The 18214-nt window shown below is 55.5% G+C and carries 15 protein-coding genes; 4 read left to right on the top strand and 11 right to left on the bottom strand.

The window, feature by feature from the left end:
• Positions 1-164: 164 nt before the first annotated feature.
• The 5 genes from glgA to asd form a co-directional block, all read right to left on the bottom strand.
• Positions 165-1598, bottom strand: a complete 1434-nt coding sequence (gene glgA / locus ACUTQ5_RS21680) for a glycogen synthase GlgA (RefSeq protein ID WP_445652929.1) — start codon at positions 1596-1598, stop codon at positions 165-167.
• A gap of 140 nt (positions 1599-1738) precedes the next feature.
• Complete coding sequence (gene glgC, locus ACUTQ5_RS21675) at positions 1739-3016, bottom strand: glucose-1-phosphate adenylyltransferase (protein ID WP_445652928.1); 1278 nt, start codon at positions 3014-3016, stop codon at positions 1739-1741.
• 12 nt (positions 3017-3028) lie between these two features.
• Positions 3029-5014, bottom strand: a complete 1986-nt coding sequence (glgX, locus tag ACUTQ5_RS21670; RefSeq protein ID WP_445652927.1) for a glycogen debranching protein GlgX — start codon at positions 5012-5014, stop codon at positions 3029-3031.
• The gene (glgB, locus tag ACUTQ5_RS21665; protein WP_445652926.1) at positions 5011-7197 is read right to left on the bottom strand and encodes a 1,4-alpha-glucan branching enzyme; all 2187 of its coding nucleotides are present in this window, start codon (positions 7195-7197) and stop codon (positions 5011-5013) included. Before glgB ends, glgX begins: the two co-directional genes overlap by 4 nt.
• A 486-nt stretch (positions 7198-7683) precedes the next feature.
• On the bottom strand, positions 7684-8787 hold the full coding sequence (gene asd, locus ACUTQ5_RS21660; RefSeq protein WP_112364241.1) for an aspartate-semialdehyde dehydrogenase: 1104 nt from the start codon (positions 8785-8787) through the stop codon (positions 7684-7686).
• A gap of 228 nt (positions 8788-9015) precedes the next feature.
• On the opposite strand from asd, the gene ACUTQ5_RS21655 reads away from it, so the two are divergent.
• Complete coding sequence (locus ACUTQ5_RS21655) at positions 9016-9609, top strand: YhgN family NAAT transporter (RefSeq protein WP_061808527.1); 594 nt, start codon at positions 9016-9018, stop codon at positions 9607-9609.
• A 48-nt stretch (positions 9610-9657) separates the two neighbouring features.
• On the opposite strand, the gene gntK is transcribed toward ACUTQ5_RS21655, so the two are convergent.
• The 4 genes from gntK to ACUTQ5_RS21635 all read right to left on the bottom strand — a co-directional run bounded on the left by gntK (position 9658) and on the right by ACUTQ5_RS21635 (position 13980).
• Positions 9658-10185, bottom strand: coding sequence for a gluconokinase (gene gntK, locus ACUTQ5_RS21650; protein ID WP_445652925.1), 528 nt, complete (start codon positions 10183-10185; stop codon positions 9658-9660).
• Positions 10186-10498: 313 nt separating this feature from the next.
• The gene (gntT, locus tag ACUTQ5_RS21645; protein ID WP_445652924.1) at positions 10499-11815 is read right to left on the bottom strand and encodes a gluconate transporter; all 1317 of its coding nucleotides are present in this window, start codon (positions 11813-11815) and stop codon (positions 10499-10501) included.
• Between the two features lie 341 nt (positions 11816-12156).
• The gene (gene gntR, locus ACUTQ5_RS21640; protein ID WP_017894317.1) at positions 12157-13152 is read right to left on the bottom strand and encodes a gluconate operon transcriptional repressor GntR; all 996 of its coding nucleotides are present in this window, start codon (positions 13150-13152) and stop codon (positions 12157-12159) included.
• A gap of 132 nt (positions 13153-13284) precedes the next feature.
• Positions 13285-13980, bottom strand: coding sequence for a pirin family protein (locus ACUTQ5_RS21635; RefSeq protein WP_445652923.1), 696 nt, complete (start codon positions 13978-13980; stop codon positions 13285-13287).
• 386 nt (positions 13981-14366) lie between these two features.
• On the opposite strand from ACUTQ5_RS21635, the gene ACUTQ5_RS21630 reads away from it, so the two are divergent.
• From ACUTQ5_RS21630 to ACUTQ5_RS21620, 3 genes are all read left to right on the top strand, one after another.
• On the top strand, positions 14367-14885 hold the full coding sequence (locus ACUTQ5_RS21630) for a GNAT family N-acetyltransferase (protein WP_445652922.1): 519 nt from the start codon (positions 14367-14369) through the stop codon (positions 14883-14885).
• A gap of 130 nt (positions 14886-15015) precedes the next feature.
• Positions 15016-15303, top strand: coding sequence for a P1 family peptidase (locus tag ACUTQ5_RS21625; protein ID WP_445652921.1), 288 nt, complete (start codon positions 15016-15018; stop codon positions 15301-15303).
• Between the two features lie 606 nt (positions 15304-15909).
• Positions 15910-16230, top strand: a complete 321-nt coding sequence (locus tag ACUTQ5_RS21620; RefSeq protein WP_445652920.1) for a hypothetical protein — start codon at positions 15910-15912, stop codon at positions 16228-16230.
• A gap of 134 nt (positions 16231-16364) precedes the next feature.
• Here ACUTQ5_RS21620 and iolE read toward each other — a convergent pair whose 3' ends face one another.
• The gene (gene iolE / locus ACUTQ5_RS21615) at positions 16365-17261 is read right to left on the bottom strand and encodes a myo-inosose-2 dehydratase (RefSeq protein WP_445652919.1); all 897 of its coding nucleotides are present in this window, start codon (positions 17259-17261) and stop codon (positions 16365-16367) included.
• 59 nt (positions 17262-17320) lie between these two features.
• Positions 17321-18205: a sugar phosphate isomerase/epimerase family protein gene (locus tag ACUTQ5_RS21610; protein WP_445652918.1), complete on the bottom strand. Its 885-nt coding sequence runs from the start codon at positions 18203-18205 to the stop codon at positions 17321-17323.
• Positions 18206-18214 lie beyond the last annotated feature (9 nt).

Below are 18214 nucleotides of genomic sequence, written 5' to 3'. Positions count from 1 at the left end.
AAGCTGGCCGCCTAGCTGCAACTTGAAAGTCATAGGGCATTACAATAGGTGTTGATCTACCCAAAATAATTGGCGCTGCATCAAGGCGGCAAGGGAACTTATCCCGATGAGCTTACGCTGGTAAGTGATTCGGGTAAGTGAGTGCAGCCAACACAGAGGCAGCGTCAAATATGACGGGAATAAAGCGACAAATATTCTTTTGCCGCGACCTGCCAGCCAAAATCCACGCTCATGGCGTGGCGCTGGACGTGACGCCAATGCTTGGGTCGGCTCCACAGCACCATGGCACGCCGAATGGCGTTAGCCAGTGCGGCGGCGTCACAATCATCAAAGACAAATCCGCTGGCGCTGCCGTCGGCCAGGTTCTCCAGCGCGCAGTCCACTACCGTATCCGCCAACCCACCTGTACGGCGGACCAGCGGCAGCGTGCCGTATTTCAGCCCATAGAGTTGGGTCAGCCCGCAGGGCTCGAAACGGCTAGGCACCATAATCACATCAGCCCCGCCGATGATCCGGTGCGAGAAAGCCTCGTGGTAACCAATCTGCACGCCAACCTGTTCGGGGTAGTCGGCGGCCGCGGCCAGAAACGCCTGCTGCAACACCACATCACCGGCCCCTAACAGCGCCAGTTGACCGCCCTGATCCAGCAGCGCCGGCAGTGCTTTCAGGACTAAATCCAGACCTTTCTGACTAGTCAGACGGCTGACGACCGCAAACAACGGCAGCGACTCATCCACTTTCAGCCCCATGGCTTTTTGCAGGTGCAGTTTATTCTTGGCCTTGTTTTTCAGATTGTCGGCGTCATAGCGCGCAGTCAGGCGCGGATCGTGGGACGGGTCCCAAATCTTGTCATCCACGCCGTTAAGAATGCCGCTAAGACGCCCCTGCCGCTGGCGTTCCTGCAACAGCCCTTCCATACCGTAGCCGAACTCCGGCCGGGTGATCTCACGCGCATAGGTCGGGCTGACAGCGGTGATATGGTCGGCGTAGAACAAACCGGCCTTCAGGAATGACATCTGGCCGTAAAACTCCAGGCCATAGATGTTGAAAAACGAAGGCGGCAACCACAGTTCCGGCACGTGATGGGCGGAGAACAGCCCCTGGTAGGCCAGGTTGTGCACGGTGAAAACAGAACGCGCCGGGTGGCCGTTAGCCGCCAGATAGGCGCAGGCCAGCCCGGCGTGCCAGTCATGGGCATGCACGACCTGCGGCCGCCAGTAGCGGTCCAGCCCCTTGGCCAGTTCGCAGGCCATCCAACCCAACAGGGCAAAACGCCGGTGGTTATCGGAATAGGCATTCATCGATTGGTCGTGATAAGGGCTGCCTGGGCGTTCGTACAACCAGGGTGCGTCGATCAGGTAGATGCCCACACCGTGATAGGTACCGTAACGCAGGGCGACCCGGCCGGCGAACGAATCGATTTCCGCCACCAGCACGGAATCCGGTATGCCATTACGAACGTCAGGGAAAGCGGGCAATAACACCCGAACATCGCTGCCCTCGGCGATTTGAGCTGCCGGTAATGCGCCAACCACGTCTGCGAGACCCCCGGTTTTCAACAGGGGAAACATTTCAGAACATACGTGTAAAACCTGCATTATCACTCCTGAGAGTCGGCAAAAAATGCCTCTGGATAAGAAATAAAGCAGGCTTGCCGCTGTTGTTAATCCGCGTTTTGCAAGCCATCAGTCAATCTGTTTACATGGCGACAGGCTATCGTTCTGCCGGCTACCTTAACTCACAATTTTGACAACATTTCGCGCGTGACCAACACAATGCCGCCTTCCGAGCGATAAAAGCGTTTGCTGTCCTCATCGGCGTTTTCGCCAATCACCATGCCCTCGGGGATATGGCAGGCGCGGTCAATGATGCAGCGTCGCAAACGGCAGGAACGGCCGACGTTAACATCCGGCAGCAATACAGTAGAGTCGATGGTGCAGAACGAGTTAACCCGCACCCGTGGGAACAGCACCGAATGCACCACCACCGAACCGGAGACAATACAACCGCCGGACACCAGCGAGTTCATGGTCATGCCGTGGCTGCCGGAACGGTCCTGCACGAACTTGGCCGGCGGCAGCGGCTCCATATGGGTACGGATCGGCCAGGCGCGGTCATACATATCCAGCTCCGGTGTCACCGAAGCCAGATCGAGGTTGGCGCGCCAGTAGGCATCCAGCGTTCCCACGTCGCGCCAATACGGCGGCAGTTCGGGGTTGGAGGTCACACACGACAGCGTGAACGGGTGCGCCCACGCCGCTTTCTGGGCGGTGATTTTCGGGATCAGATCCTTGCCGAAGTCATGGGTTGACCCCGGTGTCGACATGTCCTCTTCGAGTAGTTGGAACAGGTAGTCGGCGTTAAAGATGTAGATCCCCATGCTGGCCAGCGACATATCCGGGTTGCCTGGCATCGGCGGTGGGTTGCTGGGTTTCTCCAGGAACTCGAGGATCAGATCGTTCTCATCCACTTCCATCACGCCGAACTCGCTGGCCTCATCGCGCGGCACTGGCAGGCAGGCAACGGTACACTGCGCGCCCTTTTCCACGTGGTCGATCAGCATGCGCGAGTAATCCATCTTGTAGATGTGATCGCCCGCCAGGATCACCACATACTCGGCGTCGTAGCGACGGATGATATCCAAGTTCTGGTACACCGCGTCCGCCGTGCCCTTGTACCAGTGCTCGGTACTGAGGCGTTGCTGGGCCGGCAGCAGATCGACAAACTCGTTCATTTCTTCGTTGAGGAACGACCAACCACGCTGGATATGCTGCACCAGAGTATGGGACTGGTATTGGGTGATCACGCCGATGCGGCGAATGCCCGAGTTAAGGCAGTTCGACAGGGCAAAATCGATAATGCGGAATTTGCCGCCAAAGTGGACGGCCGGCTTGGCCCGGGTTGAGGTTAAATCTTTCAAACGCGAACCGCGGCCACCAGCCAGGATCAGGGCGACGGACTTAATCGGCAGTTGGCGTGCCAACATCAGGGGGTCTTTATTTTCAAACCTAACCATAGCTGACTCCTTTTATTTTTTCTTTACCAGCACGCAAATCGAGTGCGCAGCCTGGTGCCAGGCGGGTAAAACCGCCCGCGAATCTTCCTGAGTAAAGGGAGCGACAAGCTGCCAATCGCCGGCAGGCAACGTCATCTCCACCGCCTGCTGCGTGGCATTCACCACCACCAGCCAGCGTTGTGACAGACATATCTGCAACTGCAGTGCTCCCTGCTCCCACTCTTGCGCGCCGAGAGGTTGCCCCTGCGCGTTCAGCCACTGCACGCTGCCGTCGCCCTCCTGCCACCAGCGGTCTTGCTGCAAGGCAGGGATTTGCTGACGCAAACGGATCAGTGCTGCGGTGTAATCGGTGAAAGCGTCATCCGCCGTGGCCCAGTCGAGCCAGGTGATAGCGTTGTCCTGACAATAGGCATTGTTGTTGCCCTGCTGGCTGTGTCCATGTTCGTCGCCGGCCAGCAGCATCGGCGTTCCCTGGGACAGCAATAACGTGGCAAGCAGTGCCTGCCGGCTGGCCCTACGGCATTGCACAATGACGTCGTCGGCAATCGGGCCTTCAACACCGTGGTTATTGCTAAAGTTACGGTCGCTGCCGTCGCGGTTACCTTCACCGTTCAGTTGGTTGTGCTTAAGGTTAAAGCTGACCAAATCCTGCAGGGTAAAACCGTCATGAGCGGTCAGCATGTTAATACTGGCGTACGGCGCACGCCCGCGTCGATTGAACAGGTCACTGGAAGCGGCAAAACGCTGGGCGAACTGGCCGAGCGAAATATCCCCCTGCAGCCAGAAACGACGCATATCGTCCCGGTAATGGTCGTTCCACTCGGCAAAGCGCCCGGGAAATTCCCCCACCTGATAGCCACCGGGGCCAATATCCCAGGGTTCGGCGATCAGCTTGCAGCGCGACAGCAGGTCATCCGCCAACATCGCCTGGAACAGCGGTGCATCACGGTCGAACGCCGGCGTGCGGCCGAGCACGCTACCCAGATCAAAGCGGAAGCCGTCTACGTGACACTCCCCCACCCAGAAACGCAGGCAATCCATCACCCAGGCTACGCCCGGTGGTTGATCTAACCGCAGCGTGTTGCCGCAGCCGGTATCGTTCACATAGCCGCCCTCGGGCGTGAGCCAGTAATAACCCGGGTTATCGATGCCGCGCAGCGACAGCGTCGGCCCGTCCATATCCAGCTCGGCGCTGTGGTTGAACACCACGTCGAGGATCACTTCAATCCCGGCCTTATGCAGCGCCTTCACCGCGTCGCGGAATTCCCGCAGCGGCGTCATGTCGGTACGCAGACTGGAGTAGCGGTTATCCGGCGCATAGGGCGCCAACACGTTATAGCCCCAGTAGTTAATCAACCCGAGGCGTTGCAGGCGCGGCTCGGAGCTGTGTTGCTGCACCGGCAGCAATTCCAGCGCGGTAATGCCAAGGCGCTTGAAGTAGGCGAGCATCACCGGATGCCCAAGTGCGGCAAAACTGCCACGCAGCACCTGCGGGATATCCGGGTGTTGCAGGGTCAGTCCACGCACATGCGCTTCGTAGATCACCGTTTTGCCCCACGGCGTTGCCGGTGGGCAATCATCCTGCCAGTCGTAGGCTTCGTCGATCACCACGCACTTTGGCATAAGTTCGGCGCTGTCATGCTTATCCGGCCGGTCATAGCCGCCATGCAGGTAAGGGTCATCCGCCACTGGCCCCTCGACCGCACGGGCAGCAGGATCCAACAGCAGTTTGTTGGGGTTAAAACGCAGCCCCTGTGCAGGATCAAACGGACCATGCACCCGGTAACCGTAACGCTGGCCCGGTTTGCCACCCGGCAAATAGCCGTGCCAGATATCACCGCTGCGCGCTGCCAGCGGCAGGCGCACTTCACGTTGTTGTTCGTCAAACAGGCACAGCTCCACCCCCGAAGCATGGGCGGAATACAGGCTAAAGTTGATGCCGTTACCGTCATAGTACGCGCCAAGAGGCGCGGCGATGCCAGGCGTCAGCTCAGTCATTGCGCCTCCCGCAGTAGGTAGATGGTCGCCAGCGGCGGGACGGTTACGCTAATCGAATGCTCACGGCCGTGGTTACCCATTGGCTCGGACACCACGCGGCCCTGATTGCCGGTATTGCTGCCGTGGTAATGATGCGAGTCGGTATTGAGAATTTCCCGGTACTCACCAGGACGGGAAATACCGATGCGATAATGATGGCGCGGCACCGGGGTAAAGTTGCTGACGGCGATCAGCTCATTGCCATGCGCATCAAAACGGGCAAAGGCAAATACCGAGTTGTCGTGGTCGTCCACCACCAGCCACTCAAAGCCGTCCGGGCGGTAGTCACGCTCATACAGAGGTGCCTGCTGCTGGTAGCAATGGTTAAGATCGCGCACCAGCCGCTGCACGCCGTGATGCCAGTTATCCAGCCCTTCGAGCAGATGCCAGTCGAGGCTGCTGTCGAAATTCCACTCGCGCCCCTGAGCGAACTCGCAGCCCATAAACAGCAGCTTCTTGCCCGGGTGCGCCCACATAAAGCCGTAGTAGGCACGCAGGTTGGCAAACTTCTGCCAGGCGTCGCCAGGCATGCGGTCGAGAATCGATTTCTTGCCGTGTACCACTTCGTCATGGGAAATCGGCAACACAAAGTTCTCGGTGTAGGCATACAACATGCCGAAGGTCATCTGATTGTGATGATATTTACGGTGCACCGGGTCGCATTGCATGTAGTTAAGCGTGTCGTGCATCCAGCCCAGGTTCCATTTGTAATGGAACCCCAGCCCGTTGGATTCCGGCGGTAGCGTCACGCCTGGGTAATCAGTGGACTCTTCCGCCAGCGTCACTGCACCGGGCCGCTCCTTGCCGACGCTGTGGTTGGTGTAACGCAGGAAGGCAATGGCCTCCAGATTTTCGTTGCCACCGTAGTAGTTCGGTACCCATTCGCCTTCGGCACGGCTGTAATCGCGGTAGATCATCGAGGCCACCGCATCGACACGCAATGCGTCAATGCCATAGCGTTCCAACCAGTAAAGGGCGTTGCCCGCCAGATAGTTGCGCACCTCATGGCGGCCATAGTTGTAGATCAGAGTATTCCAGTCCTGATGGAAGCCTTCGCGCGGATCGGCGTATTCATACAGCGCAGTGCCGTCAAAATTCGCCAGGCCATAGGCATCGCTGGGGAAATGCCCCGGTACCCAATCCAGGATCACGTTGATGCCCGCCCGGTGCGCCGCTGCGACGAAATCTTTAAAGCCGGCCGGGGTACCGAAACGTCGGGTCGGGGCGTACAACCCTAAAGGTTGATAACCCCAACTGCCGTCAAACGGATGCTCGTTAATCGGCAACAGCTCGATATGGGTGAACCCCATGTCTTTAACGTAGTCGATCAGCTGTACGGCCAGTTCGCCGTAGCTGAGCCAGAAATTATCGTCGGTGTGACGTCGCCACGAGCCAAGATGCACCTCGTAGATAGAAATCGGTCGGTCAAAATCATTAGCACGCTGGCGTTCCGGGGTGTTTTCCACCACCTCCGGCAGCGGCATCACCAGCGACGCGGTATCCGGCCGCATTTGCGCCTCAAAAGCGTAAGGATCGGCCTTCAACTGGATATTGCCGTAGCAGTCGATAATCTCGTACTTGTACAATTGCCCGGCTTTTACCCCCGGCAAGAACAGCTCCCAAATCCCGTTTTCACGACGCAGGCGCATCGGGTGGCGGCGGCCATCCCAGAAGTTAAACTCACCAACCACCGAGACGCGCTGGGCATTCGGTGCCCAGACGGCAAAGCTGACGCCTGCTACCTCGTCAAGCGTTGCAAGGTGCGCCCCCAGCCGCTCATACGGCCGCAGATGGGTGCCCTCCGCCAGCAGCCAGCCGTCGATATCCTGTAACAAAGTGCCAAAACGGTAGGGATCGTCGACGATCTGCTGGTGATTTTGCCAGCGGACCTCCAGTTGATAGCGAAAGGGGGTTTTCCGGCGCAGAACGGTAGCACTGAAAAAGCCACGGGCATCGTCGCAAGCCAGCTGCACCACCCGCTTGCCGGTTTGCTGCTCCAGCAACCAGACTTCGCTGGCGTCAGGCAACAGCGCACGCACCTGCAGGCCATTATTGACCGCATGCATACCCAGCAGGGAGAAAGGATCGGCAAAATTGCCAGAGAAAAGCTGATCAATCACGTCACGATCGGGAAGTACAGGCATAGTCTTCTTCCTAAGATTAAGAGCATGATTTATAAGGGGCCACGTAAGCTCATCGTCTTTCAGATTGCAGCGAAATGGCTGCACCTTGAGATCCACAGGGCGTAACGCTTAATCCATAGCCATTTTGGTTATCATGCAATTCATTCGGTATCTAAAGCGTGATTACGGTCGGTTATTGATCAACTCTCAGCTTCCCGGCCCAAATTCCGCTCTTTATGCTTATTTTTAGCGCTGGTGAAAGTTTATCCGCCAGCCCTTTAAGCATAGCTAATGTCGGTTAAAAACATTGCCGCATTACCAGGAAAAAACTTCATTAAGAAAACGGCCAGCCTGACAGCGTCTTTGCGCTGCTGCCCGCGTGGAGAAATGCTGATGATTTGTGTGCTTTTCTCCTTTTGCAGCGATTTGGTCCATAGCGAGCAAAAACGAAGAAAACAAGGCTTTTGGGGGCTGAAAGAGGTCAGCCCCCGGGAAGTACAGATCAGGTTACAGCAGGATGCGCAACATGCGGCGCAACGGCTCGGCCGCACCCCACAGCAACTGGTCACCCACGGTGAACGCAGACAGGTATTCCGGCCCCATATTCAGCTTACGCAGACGACCAACCGGGGTGTTTAGTGTCCCGGTGACCGCTGCCGGCGTCAGTTCACGCATGGTCAGTTCACGGTCGTTCGGGATCACCCGCACCCAGTCATTATGGGTCGCCAACATTTGTTCGATTTCCGGCAGCGAAACGTCCTTTTTCAGCTTCAGGGTAAACGCCTGGCTATGGCAGCGCAGCGCGCCAACGCGCACGCACAGACCGTCGACCGGGATCACCAAGCCGCTGTTGAGGATTTTGTTAGTCTCTGCCTGGCCTTTCCACTCTTCACGGCTCTGGCCGTTATCGAGTTGCTTGTCAATCCAGGGGATCAGGCTGCCGGCCAGCGGCACACCGAAGTTATCGGTCGGCAGTTTGCCGCTGCGGGTGGCCTCAGTGACTTTACGTTCGATGTCCAGGATCGCCGAAGCCGGATCCTGCAGCTCTTTCGCCACATCGGCGTGCAGCATGCCCATTTGGGTCAGCAGTTCACGCATATGACGTGCACCACCACCGGAAGCGGCCTGATAGGTCGCAACGGATGCCCACTCCACCAGATCATTGGCGAACAGGCCGCCCAGCGACATCAGCATCAGGCTGACGGTGCAGTTGCCGCCGACAAAGGTCTTGATGCCTTTATCCAGGCCCTGCTGAATCACGTCGCGGTTGACCGGATCCAGGATGATAATCGCGTCATCCTGCATGCGCAGAGAAGAAGCCGCATCGATCCAGTACCCCTGCCAGCCGATTTCACGCAGCTTTGGGTAAATCTCGTTGGTATAATCACCGCCCTGGCAGGTAATAATAATGTCGAGCGCACTCAGCGCATCAACATCGTAAGCATCCTGCAACGTGCCCTGCTGGCCGCCGAAGGTAGGTGCCGCCTGGCCATGTTGCGAGGTGGAGAAAAAGACCGGGCGAATGGCGTCAAAATCGCGCTCTTGTGTCATGCGTTGCATGAGTACGGAGCCGACCATTCCGCGCCAACCGATGAAACCAACGTTTTTCATAATGACTGTCCTGCCTTGGAAGATGACTGCTATAAGTTGTGTGCAATATCTCTCCACCTTACAAAATGTCGGCGCAGGCGCAAAGTGAATTTATTCGATGGGGGAGCGATTCTCAGCAATCCTTCTTATATACCTGGGAGATGAGCCTGGCCGTAACTTGAAAGCCATAGGCTATAGGCCATTAAGCGGTCGGGATGACCGACGCACTTTTCAGATTCAGAGGTAGTAATGACAGAGATGATTTCAGTCACGGTGTTGCTGTTTTTAATCATGGATCCGCTGGGCAATTTGCCGATTTTCATGTCGGTACTCAAGCACCTGGAGCCACGCCGTCGCCGGATGGTGTTGATCCGCGAACTGCTGATCGCCCTGCTGTTGATGCTGATTTTCCTGTTTGCCGGTGAAAAAATTCTGGCATTCCTTAACCTGCGCACCGAAACCGTGTCTATTTCCGGCGGGATTATTCTGTTCCTGATCGCCATCAAGATGATCTTCCCCTCGCAGGAGGGTGACAGCAGCGGACTTTCCGCCGGTGAAGAACCTTTCCTGGTGCCACTGGCCATCCCGCTGGTAGCCGGCCCTTCAATTCTGGCTTCGCTGATGCTGCTTTCACACCAGTATCCAAACCATATTTCGTATCTGGTGGTAGCACTGCTGATTGCCTGGGGCATTTCCGCCGCCATTTTGCTGATGTCGAACCTGTTCCTGCGCCTGCTGGGTAGTAAAGGGGTGAGCGCGCTGGAAAGGCTTATGGGGCTGATTCTGGTGATGTTGTCGACCCAGATGTTCCTGGACGGCGTGAGAGCCTACATGAAGTTGTAGTGAAAATACTGGCGCCAGTGCGGCGCCGAGAAGTGACGGCAGCCCGGGTTACTGGGCTGCAACACGACGAATATAGGCCAGGGTATCGGCCACCACGCCGTCCAGCGGCTGGTCAATCTCAATCGCCTGCACGTCTTGTTCTTGCTCGTTCGGCTCTTCTAAAGTGGCGAATTGGGAAACCAACATCTGCGGCTTGAAGAAGTGGCCCTTGCGCTGTTTCAAACGCTCTTCAATCACCGCCTTGTCACCCTTCAGATAGATGAAATGCAGATTGCGGTTACCTTCACGCAGACGGTCACGATAGCTTTTTTTCAACGCCGAGCACACTAGCAGCGAGACATCGTTGGTGCGCTCCATGGCAAAAATCGCGTCATTCAACGCCGCCAGCCACGGGGCGCGATCGTTGTCGTCCAATGCATGCCCGGCGGCCATTTTATTGATGTTGGCACGCGGATGCAGGTAGTCGCCGTCCAGCATGGCAGCATTGGCCTCATGGGCTACGGCGTTGGCCACGGCGGATTTACCGCTGCCGGAAACGCCCATCAAAATAAATACGTGGTGCTGTGAATTGCTCATATGTCATGCCCTTATGGAGTCAGATGGCGCTGGCAGCGTCATCAAATACGCCCCAAACTCAAAATAGTTTCCGGCACCGCCGGGGCACCGGAAACCTACCCGACCAATTTATATACTATGAATTTCAAGTTGTAGCCAGGCGGCCAGCTCGCTCATCCCCAGGCGCTTACTTGAGTAAGTTACTGGGGTGACAAATCTGTCGGGAACAGATTTGAACGCTGCTTGCAGCGGCCCCTTAAGGGGCGTGGCCCACGGATGGGCCACGTAACTGAGTGCAGGTAACAACGCTGCGGCTTGAAAGGCAACGGGTATATTAGACGACCGTCGCCAGCAATAGACAGCCTACCAACCCACAGACTGAGATGATGGTTTCCAGCACCGACCAGGATTTTATGGTTTCCATGATGCTCAGGTTGAAGTACTCCTTGAACAGCCAGAAACCCGGGTCATTAACGTGAGAGAAAATCACGCTGCCTGAACCGACCGCGATCACCATCAGCTCCGGGCTGACGCCGGTGGTGGCGATCAACGGGGCCACGATGCCGCCGGCGGTGATCGCCGCCACGGTAGCGGAACCCAGCGCCAGACGCAGCGCAGCCGCAATCGACCAGGCCATCAGAATCGGTGAGACGTTGCTGCCTTCCATCAAGGCGGCAATGTATTTCTCAACGCCACTGTCGACCAGTACCTGCTTGAACGCGCCGCCACCGCCGATGATTAACAGCATCATGGCGATAATCTTGATGGAGTCGGTGATGGTGCCCATCACTTCATCCATGGTGCGGCCACGGTTCAGGCCAAAGGTGAAGATAGCAATCAGCACCGCAATCAGCGTCGCCATTACCGGATCGCCGAGGAACTCGGCAAAGCGCAACAGAGTATGGCCCTTCGGCAGCACCATTTCGGCTACCGCGCGCAGCGCCATCAGGATCACCGGCACCAGAGAGGTCGCAACGCTGATACCAAAGCTTGGCATTTCCGCTTCGGTGAAGATTTTTGGGTTATACAGACCTTCAGGTACCGGCTTGTCGATCCCTTTCAGGAAGCGGGCATAAACCGGGCCTGCCAGGATCACCGTCGGGATAGCCAGCAGCGTACCGTACAGCAGGGTTTTACCCATATCGGCATGGAAGATGGTGGCGATCGCCGTTGGGCCGGGGTGCGGCGGCAGGAAACCGTGGGTTACCGACAGCGCAGCCGCCATTGGCACACCGACATACAGCAGCGGAACGCGTGCAGAAGCGGCGATACTGAATACCAGCGGCAGCAACAGCACGAAGCCAACTTCATAGAACAGCGCAAAACCGACGGTAAAACCGGTCAGTACCACCGCCCATTGAATGTATTTTTGGCCGAACTTGTCGATAAGCGTAGTGGCGATGCGCTGGGCACCGCCGCAGTCCGCCAGCAGCTTGCCGAGCATGGCACCGAAGCCCATGATCAGCGCCAGGCTGCCCAGCGTACCGCCAACGCCGGCCTTGATAGAACCGATCACTTTATCGACCGGCATCCCCTGGGTGATCCCGACCGCCAGAGCAACCAGAATCAAAGAGATAAAACCGTTCAGCTTAAAGCGAATCATCAGCAGCAGCAGCAGCGCTACGCCGCCTGCAACAATCACTAATGGCATAATTTTTCTCCAACCTTTTTATCGCAGACCCTCTTTACGATAGATCGTAAAGCGCGCGTTTGTTGTATTTTTAGGCTCTTCCCGGTGTTAGAAGACGAGCTGTAGGTGGTGCTGAGACACAGGTTCTATCTCATTCAAGATAACCGCACACTCATTGTTACCGGTATCATGATACCGGTAACAACCTAATCGCCGGAACCGGGTAAGTGGCTAAAATTCGCGTTATGGGACAGAGATCAAACTTATGGGGTTAACAGGGGCGAGCTTACAGCGGAGAAATAAAACGCGCCGGGCGGCGCGGTTTCAGAATTAAAATAGCTCAAGCAACGGCTGAAAACCGATCAGATACTGCCACCAGGGATCACGGTGAAACCTACGTCCACCATGCGCGGGCTGACCGTTTCGCCCCGCAAACGCGCCAACAGGCGTTCGGCACCGATTTGCCCCATGCGTTCACGCGGCGTCAGGACGCTCGCCAGTTTTGGCACCATCACCTGGCCGATATCGTGGCCGTGGAAACCGGCAATTGCCATATCATTAGGGATCGACAATCCTTGCCGCTGGCACTCGAAGGTCGCGCCAATCGCCAGGTCATCGTTGGTGCAGAAAATACTGTCAATCTGCGGGTAATCACGTTGCGCCTGGCGCAGCAGTTCGCCACCGGCGGAATAGGACGACGAACGCGCAGTCATGACGCTGTACGGCTGCAGGCCGGACTCACGCATAGCCTGTTCATAGCCCTGCTGTTTGATAATGGTACGTTCATCCTGGCGCGCGCCGAAATACACCACGTGGCGATGGCCGTGCGCGATGATCTGCTGGGTCATCTGGCGTGCGGCCTCAAAGTTATTGAAACCTACCGCCAGATCAATACAGGGTGAAACGCAGTCCATCAGCTCGACGACCGGGATACCCGCAACCTCGATCATTTTCATGGTGCGTGGCGTGTGGTGACGTTCAGACAAGATCAACCCATCAATATTGTATGACAGCAGCGAAGTCAGGCGCTGTTCTTCACGCTCAGGCAAATAGCCGTAGTGCGCCAGCATGGTCTGATAATTGTGCGCATCGGTGACGCTCTCGATGCCGCGCAACACTTCGGCAAACACCTGGTTGGTCAACGACGGCAGCAATACGCCAATGGCGCGACTGGTGGAGTTGGAAAGGATATCCGGCGCACGGTTGGGAATGTAACCCAGCTCATCAAGCGCGACGGCAATTTTTTGCTGCAAGACGGCAGAAACCTGATCGGGATTACGCAGATAACGGCTCACCGTCATCTTGGTAACGCCAACCTTGTCTGCAACATCTTGGAGTACCGGCCGTTTTTTCTTCATTATCAATGAACTGGCTAACCGTGAATGGGCGCTCATTTTAGCAAAAAAAAACCGCTGCCGATATTGCTGGTTGTGGGAAGAGCAAACGTAAAAAGGGCTCACCGCGTGAGCCCTTAGTTATTTACCGCTTAATCAGACTGGCGGCAGATCGAACAGCAGGATTTCACTGTCTTCATCGGCATGAATCGACAGCGCAGTTTCATCCCACACCGCGAAAGCATCGCTGGTGCCGGCCTGCTGACCATTGACCACCACCTTGCCACGCACCACCTGGATCCACACGCGACGACCGGCTTCGATAGGGCATTCTGCCTGTTCGTCTTGCTTCAATGCCCAGCGGGACAGCGTCATGTCCTGGAACACCTTCAATGAACCTTCACGCGCATCCGGCGACAACACCAGTTGGCGGCCCTGTGGCGCATCGAACATGCGTTGCTCATAACGCGGCTCCAGCCCGACCCGATCGGGAATGATCCAAATCTGGTACAGGTGCAACGGACGATCGTTATTGCCGTTGTACTCGGAGTGACGCACCCCGGTACCGGCACTCATGATCTGGAACTCACCGGCCTGGATCCGCTCTTTATTGCCCATGCTGTCCTGATGCTCTACCGTGCCGCTCAGCACGTAGGTCAGGATTTCCATATCTTTATGCGGGTGTGTGCCAAAACCCTGCCCTGCGTCGATCACGTCTTCGTTGATCACCCGCAGCGCCGAGAAGCCCATAAAATTGGCATCGTAATAGTTGGCAAATGAGAAGGTATGCCAGCTATCCAGCCAACCATGATTGGCATGACCGCGATCTTCTGCCTTACGTAAATAAATCATATTCAGCTCTCCTCAATGTTTTTTACAGTCTAGTCCTGGCAGCAGAATATGAAAGCGTAAAAAACTCATCCCTCTGTTCAAAAATTTAGATGGAGTTGCGAAGTCATTGGCAGGGAATTTGTTGAAGGCGGGTGAGCTGAAAACAGGCAAAAAAAAAGCCAGCACCCGAGCTGGCTAAGTAATACTTGGAAGCAATGTGAGCAATGTCGTGCCTTCGCAGCGAGGGTATCAAAGGTTGATACTCTCCCCGGAACGCATCGCAATAATAATCATTATCATTCGCACCTGTAAAGCATTTTTTTAACCAATCCGGATTAATATTTACTCGACACAATAAACCGATAAATTCAGAGGTTATTCAACCGGTAAGCCAAAGGAACAGCGTAATGAGTGAAATCGTAGTTCGTCACGTGGAAACGGCAGATGCACAGGCCCTGCATCAACTCTATTCTCAACCGAAGGCTTACCGTGACACGCTACAGCTACCGCTACCGTCGGTCGAACTATGGCACAAGCGCCTCGCCAACCTCGAACCGGGCACCCATAGCCTAGTGGCCTGCATCGACGGACAGATTGTCGGTCAGTTGAGCGTGATGCTGAATCAGCGTGTACGCCGCCGCCACGTGGCGACCTTTGGCATCGGCGTCGATGACCACCACCACGGCAAAGGCGTCGGCAGCAGCCTGATGAAAGCGATGATTGACCTGTGCGACAATTGGGCAGACATCGAACGCATCGAGCTGACGGTATTTACCGATAATCAGGCGGCCATTGCGCTATACCTCAAGTTCGGTTTCGAAATCGAAGGGACCAGTCGTGCTTACGCCATGCGCGACGGCGTGCTGGTAGATTCTTACCATATGGCTCGCTTTCGCAGTGAACAGCAGAAAAAATCCGCCTCATGAGTGAGATAAAAAGTGAACCAGGGGCGGCAAACCGCCCCTTCACCGTCAGCCATCGCACCTTCGTGCAAACGCTGGCCTGCGTAACGGGTGCTATCGGCATCCTCTCTCCCACCACCTTCCTGGGGCCGCAATGCCAAGTTCTCCCGCCGTTCGAACCGGCGCCCGTAACCTGATTACCGACGTGCCCGGCCTGAAGGTCGGGGTCGCTCAGGACAGCCGGGTGCGTACCGGCACCACGATGATCCTGCCGGATAGTCCGGCGATCGCCGCCGTCGATGTGCATGGCGGAGGCCCGGCAACCCGTGAAACCGATGCGCTGGGTGAAGATAACCTGGTACAAACCCTTGATGCGCTGGTGCTGAGCGGCGGCCTCGGTTGTGGCCCCCGGCACCCGCGCCTTCTGGGCCACGCCCTATGAAATCAATGGCGAATCTGGTAGCGGCAGTGCCAAGGCGCTGGCGGCGGACACCCTGGCGCGAACACTCGCCCGCGGCGTTTACGCGGCGACCCCGTGGCCCGGCGGGCAGGTCACCACCTGGAAAACCCTCGCCTGGCAGTCAGAATAAAAAGGGGCGCATTGATTGCTCAAGCGCACCTTGCAAATCTCTGCCGGCTTAAAGGCCGGCAGTCTCTTTGAGGTAATGAAGAGCTGGATCATTGTCTAAATAGAAAAAAGAATTGGCTATTAATCCTTACAAAAAAATAAAGATCCAACACTTTAGGAATTTAATATCCCGTGGATATAAAGTCGCGTTAAAAATAAAAGAACACATCTTTATCCGTTAATCAATAAACCGAACATAAATGTAATAAAAAACCATATCTCAACTTTAAATTCACATGCAACCAATTGTTATTTATGAAATTATCAAGAAAAACAAACCATTCATCAGCAATATTTTGATATATTTTTTCAATGAAAACTAAACGACATTGATTTGCACCCTTCGAATAGGAACTCAGGTTATCGACGGCTGTCTTTATGTTGGTACACACAACAATACACTGACGGAGTAACTATCAAATGACAATGCGTTTTTGTACTTTATTATTAGGAACTACACTTATCTTATCGGGTTGCGCAGTAAAAAACGACAATACCCGGGTCGGTTTTATGGGTTTATCTTATCATAGCAACATAGAGAAACTGCCGAATGGAGATTATACGGCGGCGGTGGAAGCTTCACCTGGCCGCGGAAGAGTAACTGGTGCCGAGTCGCTGGTGGCAAAGGATGCTGTAGATTATTGCAAACTGCAAAACAAGGCGATGAAAGAAGTTAAATCAGAAACCGATTCGCACCTTTTGGTTAATGGCGTCGCCAAGCTCGTTTTCCAATGCGTATAATTTTAAGAGCAAACGCCAAAAGGCCTTCGTTCGTGACTGGCAGGCAGATTACCGCCTGGAAAATCCTCGTCTGACAGACAGAATAAAAAGGGGCGCATTGATCACTCAAGCGCCCCTTGCAGCTCTTAGCCCGATTAAATACCAGCGGTCTCTTTGATATAACGTCGCGCCTTCACCGCATACTCAAACGGGTTGGCCAACGCCGGATCCTGCTCGGCCTCCACCACCATCCAGCCTTTATAACCGCGCTCATCCAGCAGTTTAAATACCGGCAGAAAGTCGATGACCCCATCACCCGGCACGGTGAAGGTGCCTTTCTTCACACCGTCGAGGAAGCTCAGTTTGTTGGCCTTCACCTCTGCCACCACTTCATCACGCACATCCTTCAAATGCACATGGTTGATGCGCGGCAGGTATTTTTCCAGAATTGCCATCATCGCCTGTTGGCTGCCTTCGGAGTAGTAGGCGTGGCCGGTATCAAACAGCAGGTAGACGTCGTCGTTCACCATGCTCATGTAACGGTCAATCTCCGCAGTAGTCTGGATGCCGGTGCCCATATGGTGGTGCAGACAGACCTGCATGCCCTTGCCGGCCGCAATCTTGGCCAGCTCATTGTAGCCATCGGCCACCCGCTGCCACTCTTCATCGCTGAAATACGGTTTCTCTTCGAACACCCCTTTGGTGGTGCCCTGAATGCTCTTGCTCTGCTCGGAGCAGCCAATCACTTTGGCCCCCATTGCATGCAGGAAATTCATATGGTTAATAAACTCATCGATAGTTTTTTCTTTCAGGCCATCGGCGAAGAAGGTGCTGAACCAGGCATTGCAGATCTGAATGCCGCGGATATCCAGCATCGGTTTCAGCACCGCCGGATCGCGCGGGTACTTGCTGCCCACTTCGCTACCAGTGAACCCGGCCAGCGCCATTTCACTGACGCACTGTTGGAAAGTATTCTCTTTGCCCAGGTCAGGCATGTCATCATTGGTCCAGCCAATCGGGGCGATGGCCAGTTTTACGTTGTCTTTATTCATTGTCAGCCTCAATCATCAGATCGGCCTGGCGGTGATTTTCACCCACTCAGCCGAGAAATTTATTTACCCAGCAGCTCTTTTTCGATGTGCTCGCGGGTCGCTACCGCCTGGGTTTTCATTCGTTCCGGATAACCAAACAGCGAGGTGCAGATAATCGACTCACCGCCGACCTTAAAACTGCGATTGGCAAACTCCATATCACGCAGGGTCTGGAACAGGGCATCGAAGTCCACTTCCCCTTCACCAATGCCCATATGCTGGTGCACGGCAGCATCAACACCCGGCGGATTGACGATATAACGACAGTGTTTGGTATGGTTCATGGTGTCGGCGATCAACACATGCGAGAGATCGTCACCGGCATATTTCAGCATACCGGCCACGTCACCCTGGCCTTTGTCGTAATAGAAGGTGTGCGGCACGCTGTAGAGGTACTTAACGTGATCGCTACGTAGCGATTTGACGATATCGGCGGTTTCATTGCTCAACTCGCAGAAGTCCCACGGGTGAGACTGGATCTCCATGCGAATACCTTCACGCTCGATAATCGGCAACAGCTCTTCCATGGAGCGATACCACAGCTCTTCACAGATTTCCGGCTCATTGGGGTTGCCTGCCAGTTCGGTGTTAATCACCTGCACGCCCATTTCCACCGCGATTTCTATCATCCGACGCCAGTTTTTGACCGCCGCCTGGCGACGATCTTCCCCCGGGCCGGACCAGCGGTACACTACGATAAATGAGGAAATCTCCACGCCGGTTGCCTTCAGCACGTTTTTGTATTCCGCCATCACTTCACGCCCTGCTTTCGGGTGCTTGTAGAACGGATTGATCTGCGGATGCGGTGACTGCTCAATATATTGATAGCCCCAGTCCGCCACCTGCTGAACCATTTTGGTGATACCAAGGTCCCTGATGACATCAACATCAAAAGCGATCTTCATGGTGGTTCC

This window comes from Serratia sp. NA_112.1, assembly GCF_052691715.1.
This window is presented reverse-complemented; position numbering and strand designations above follow the sequence as displayed.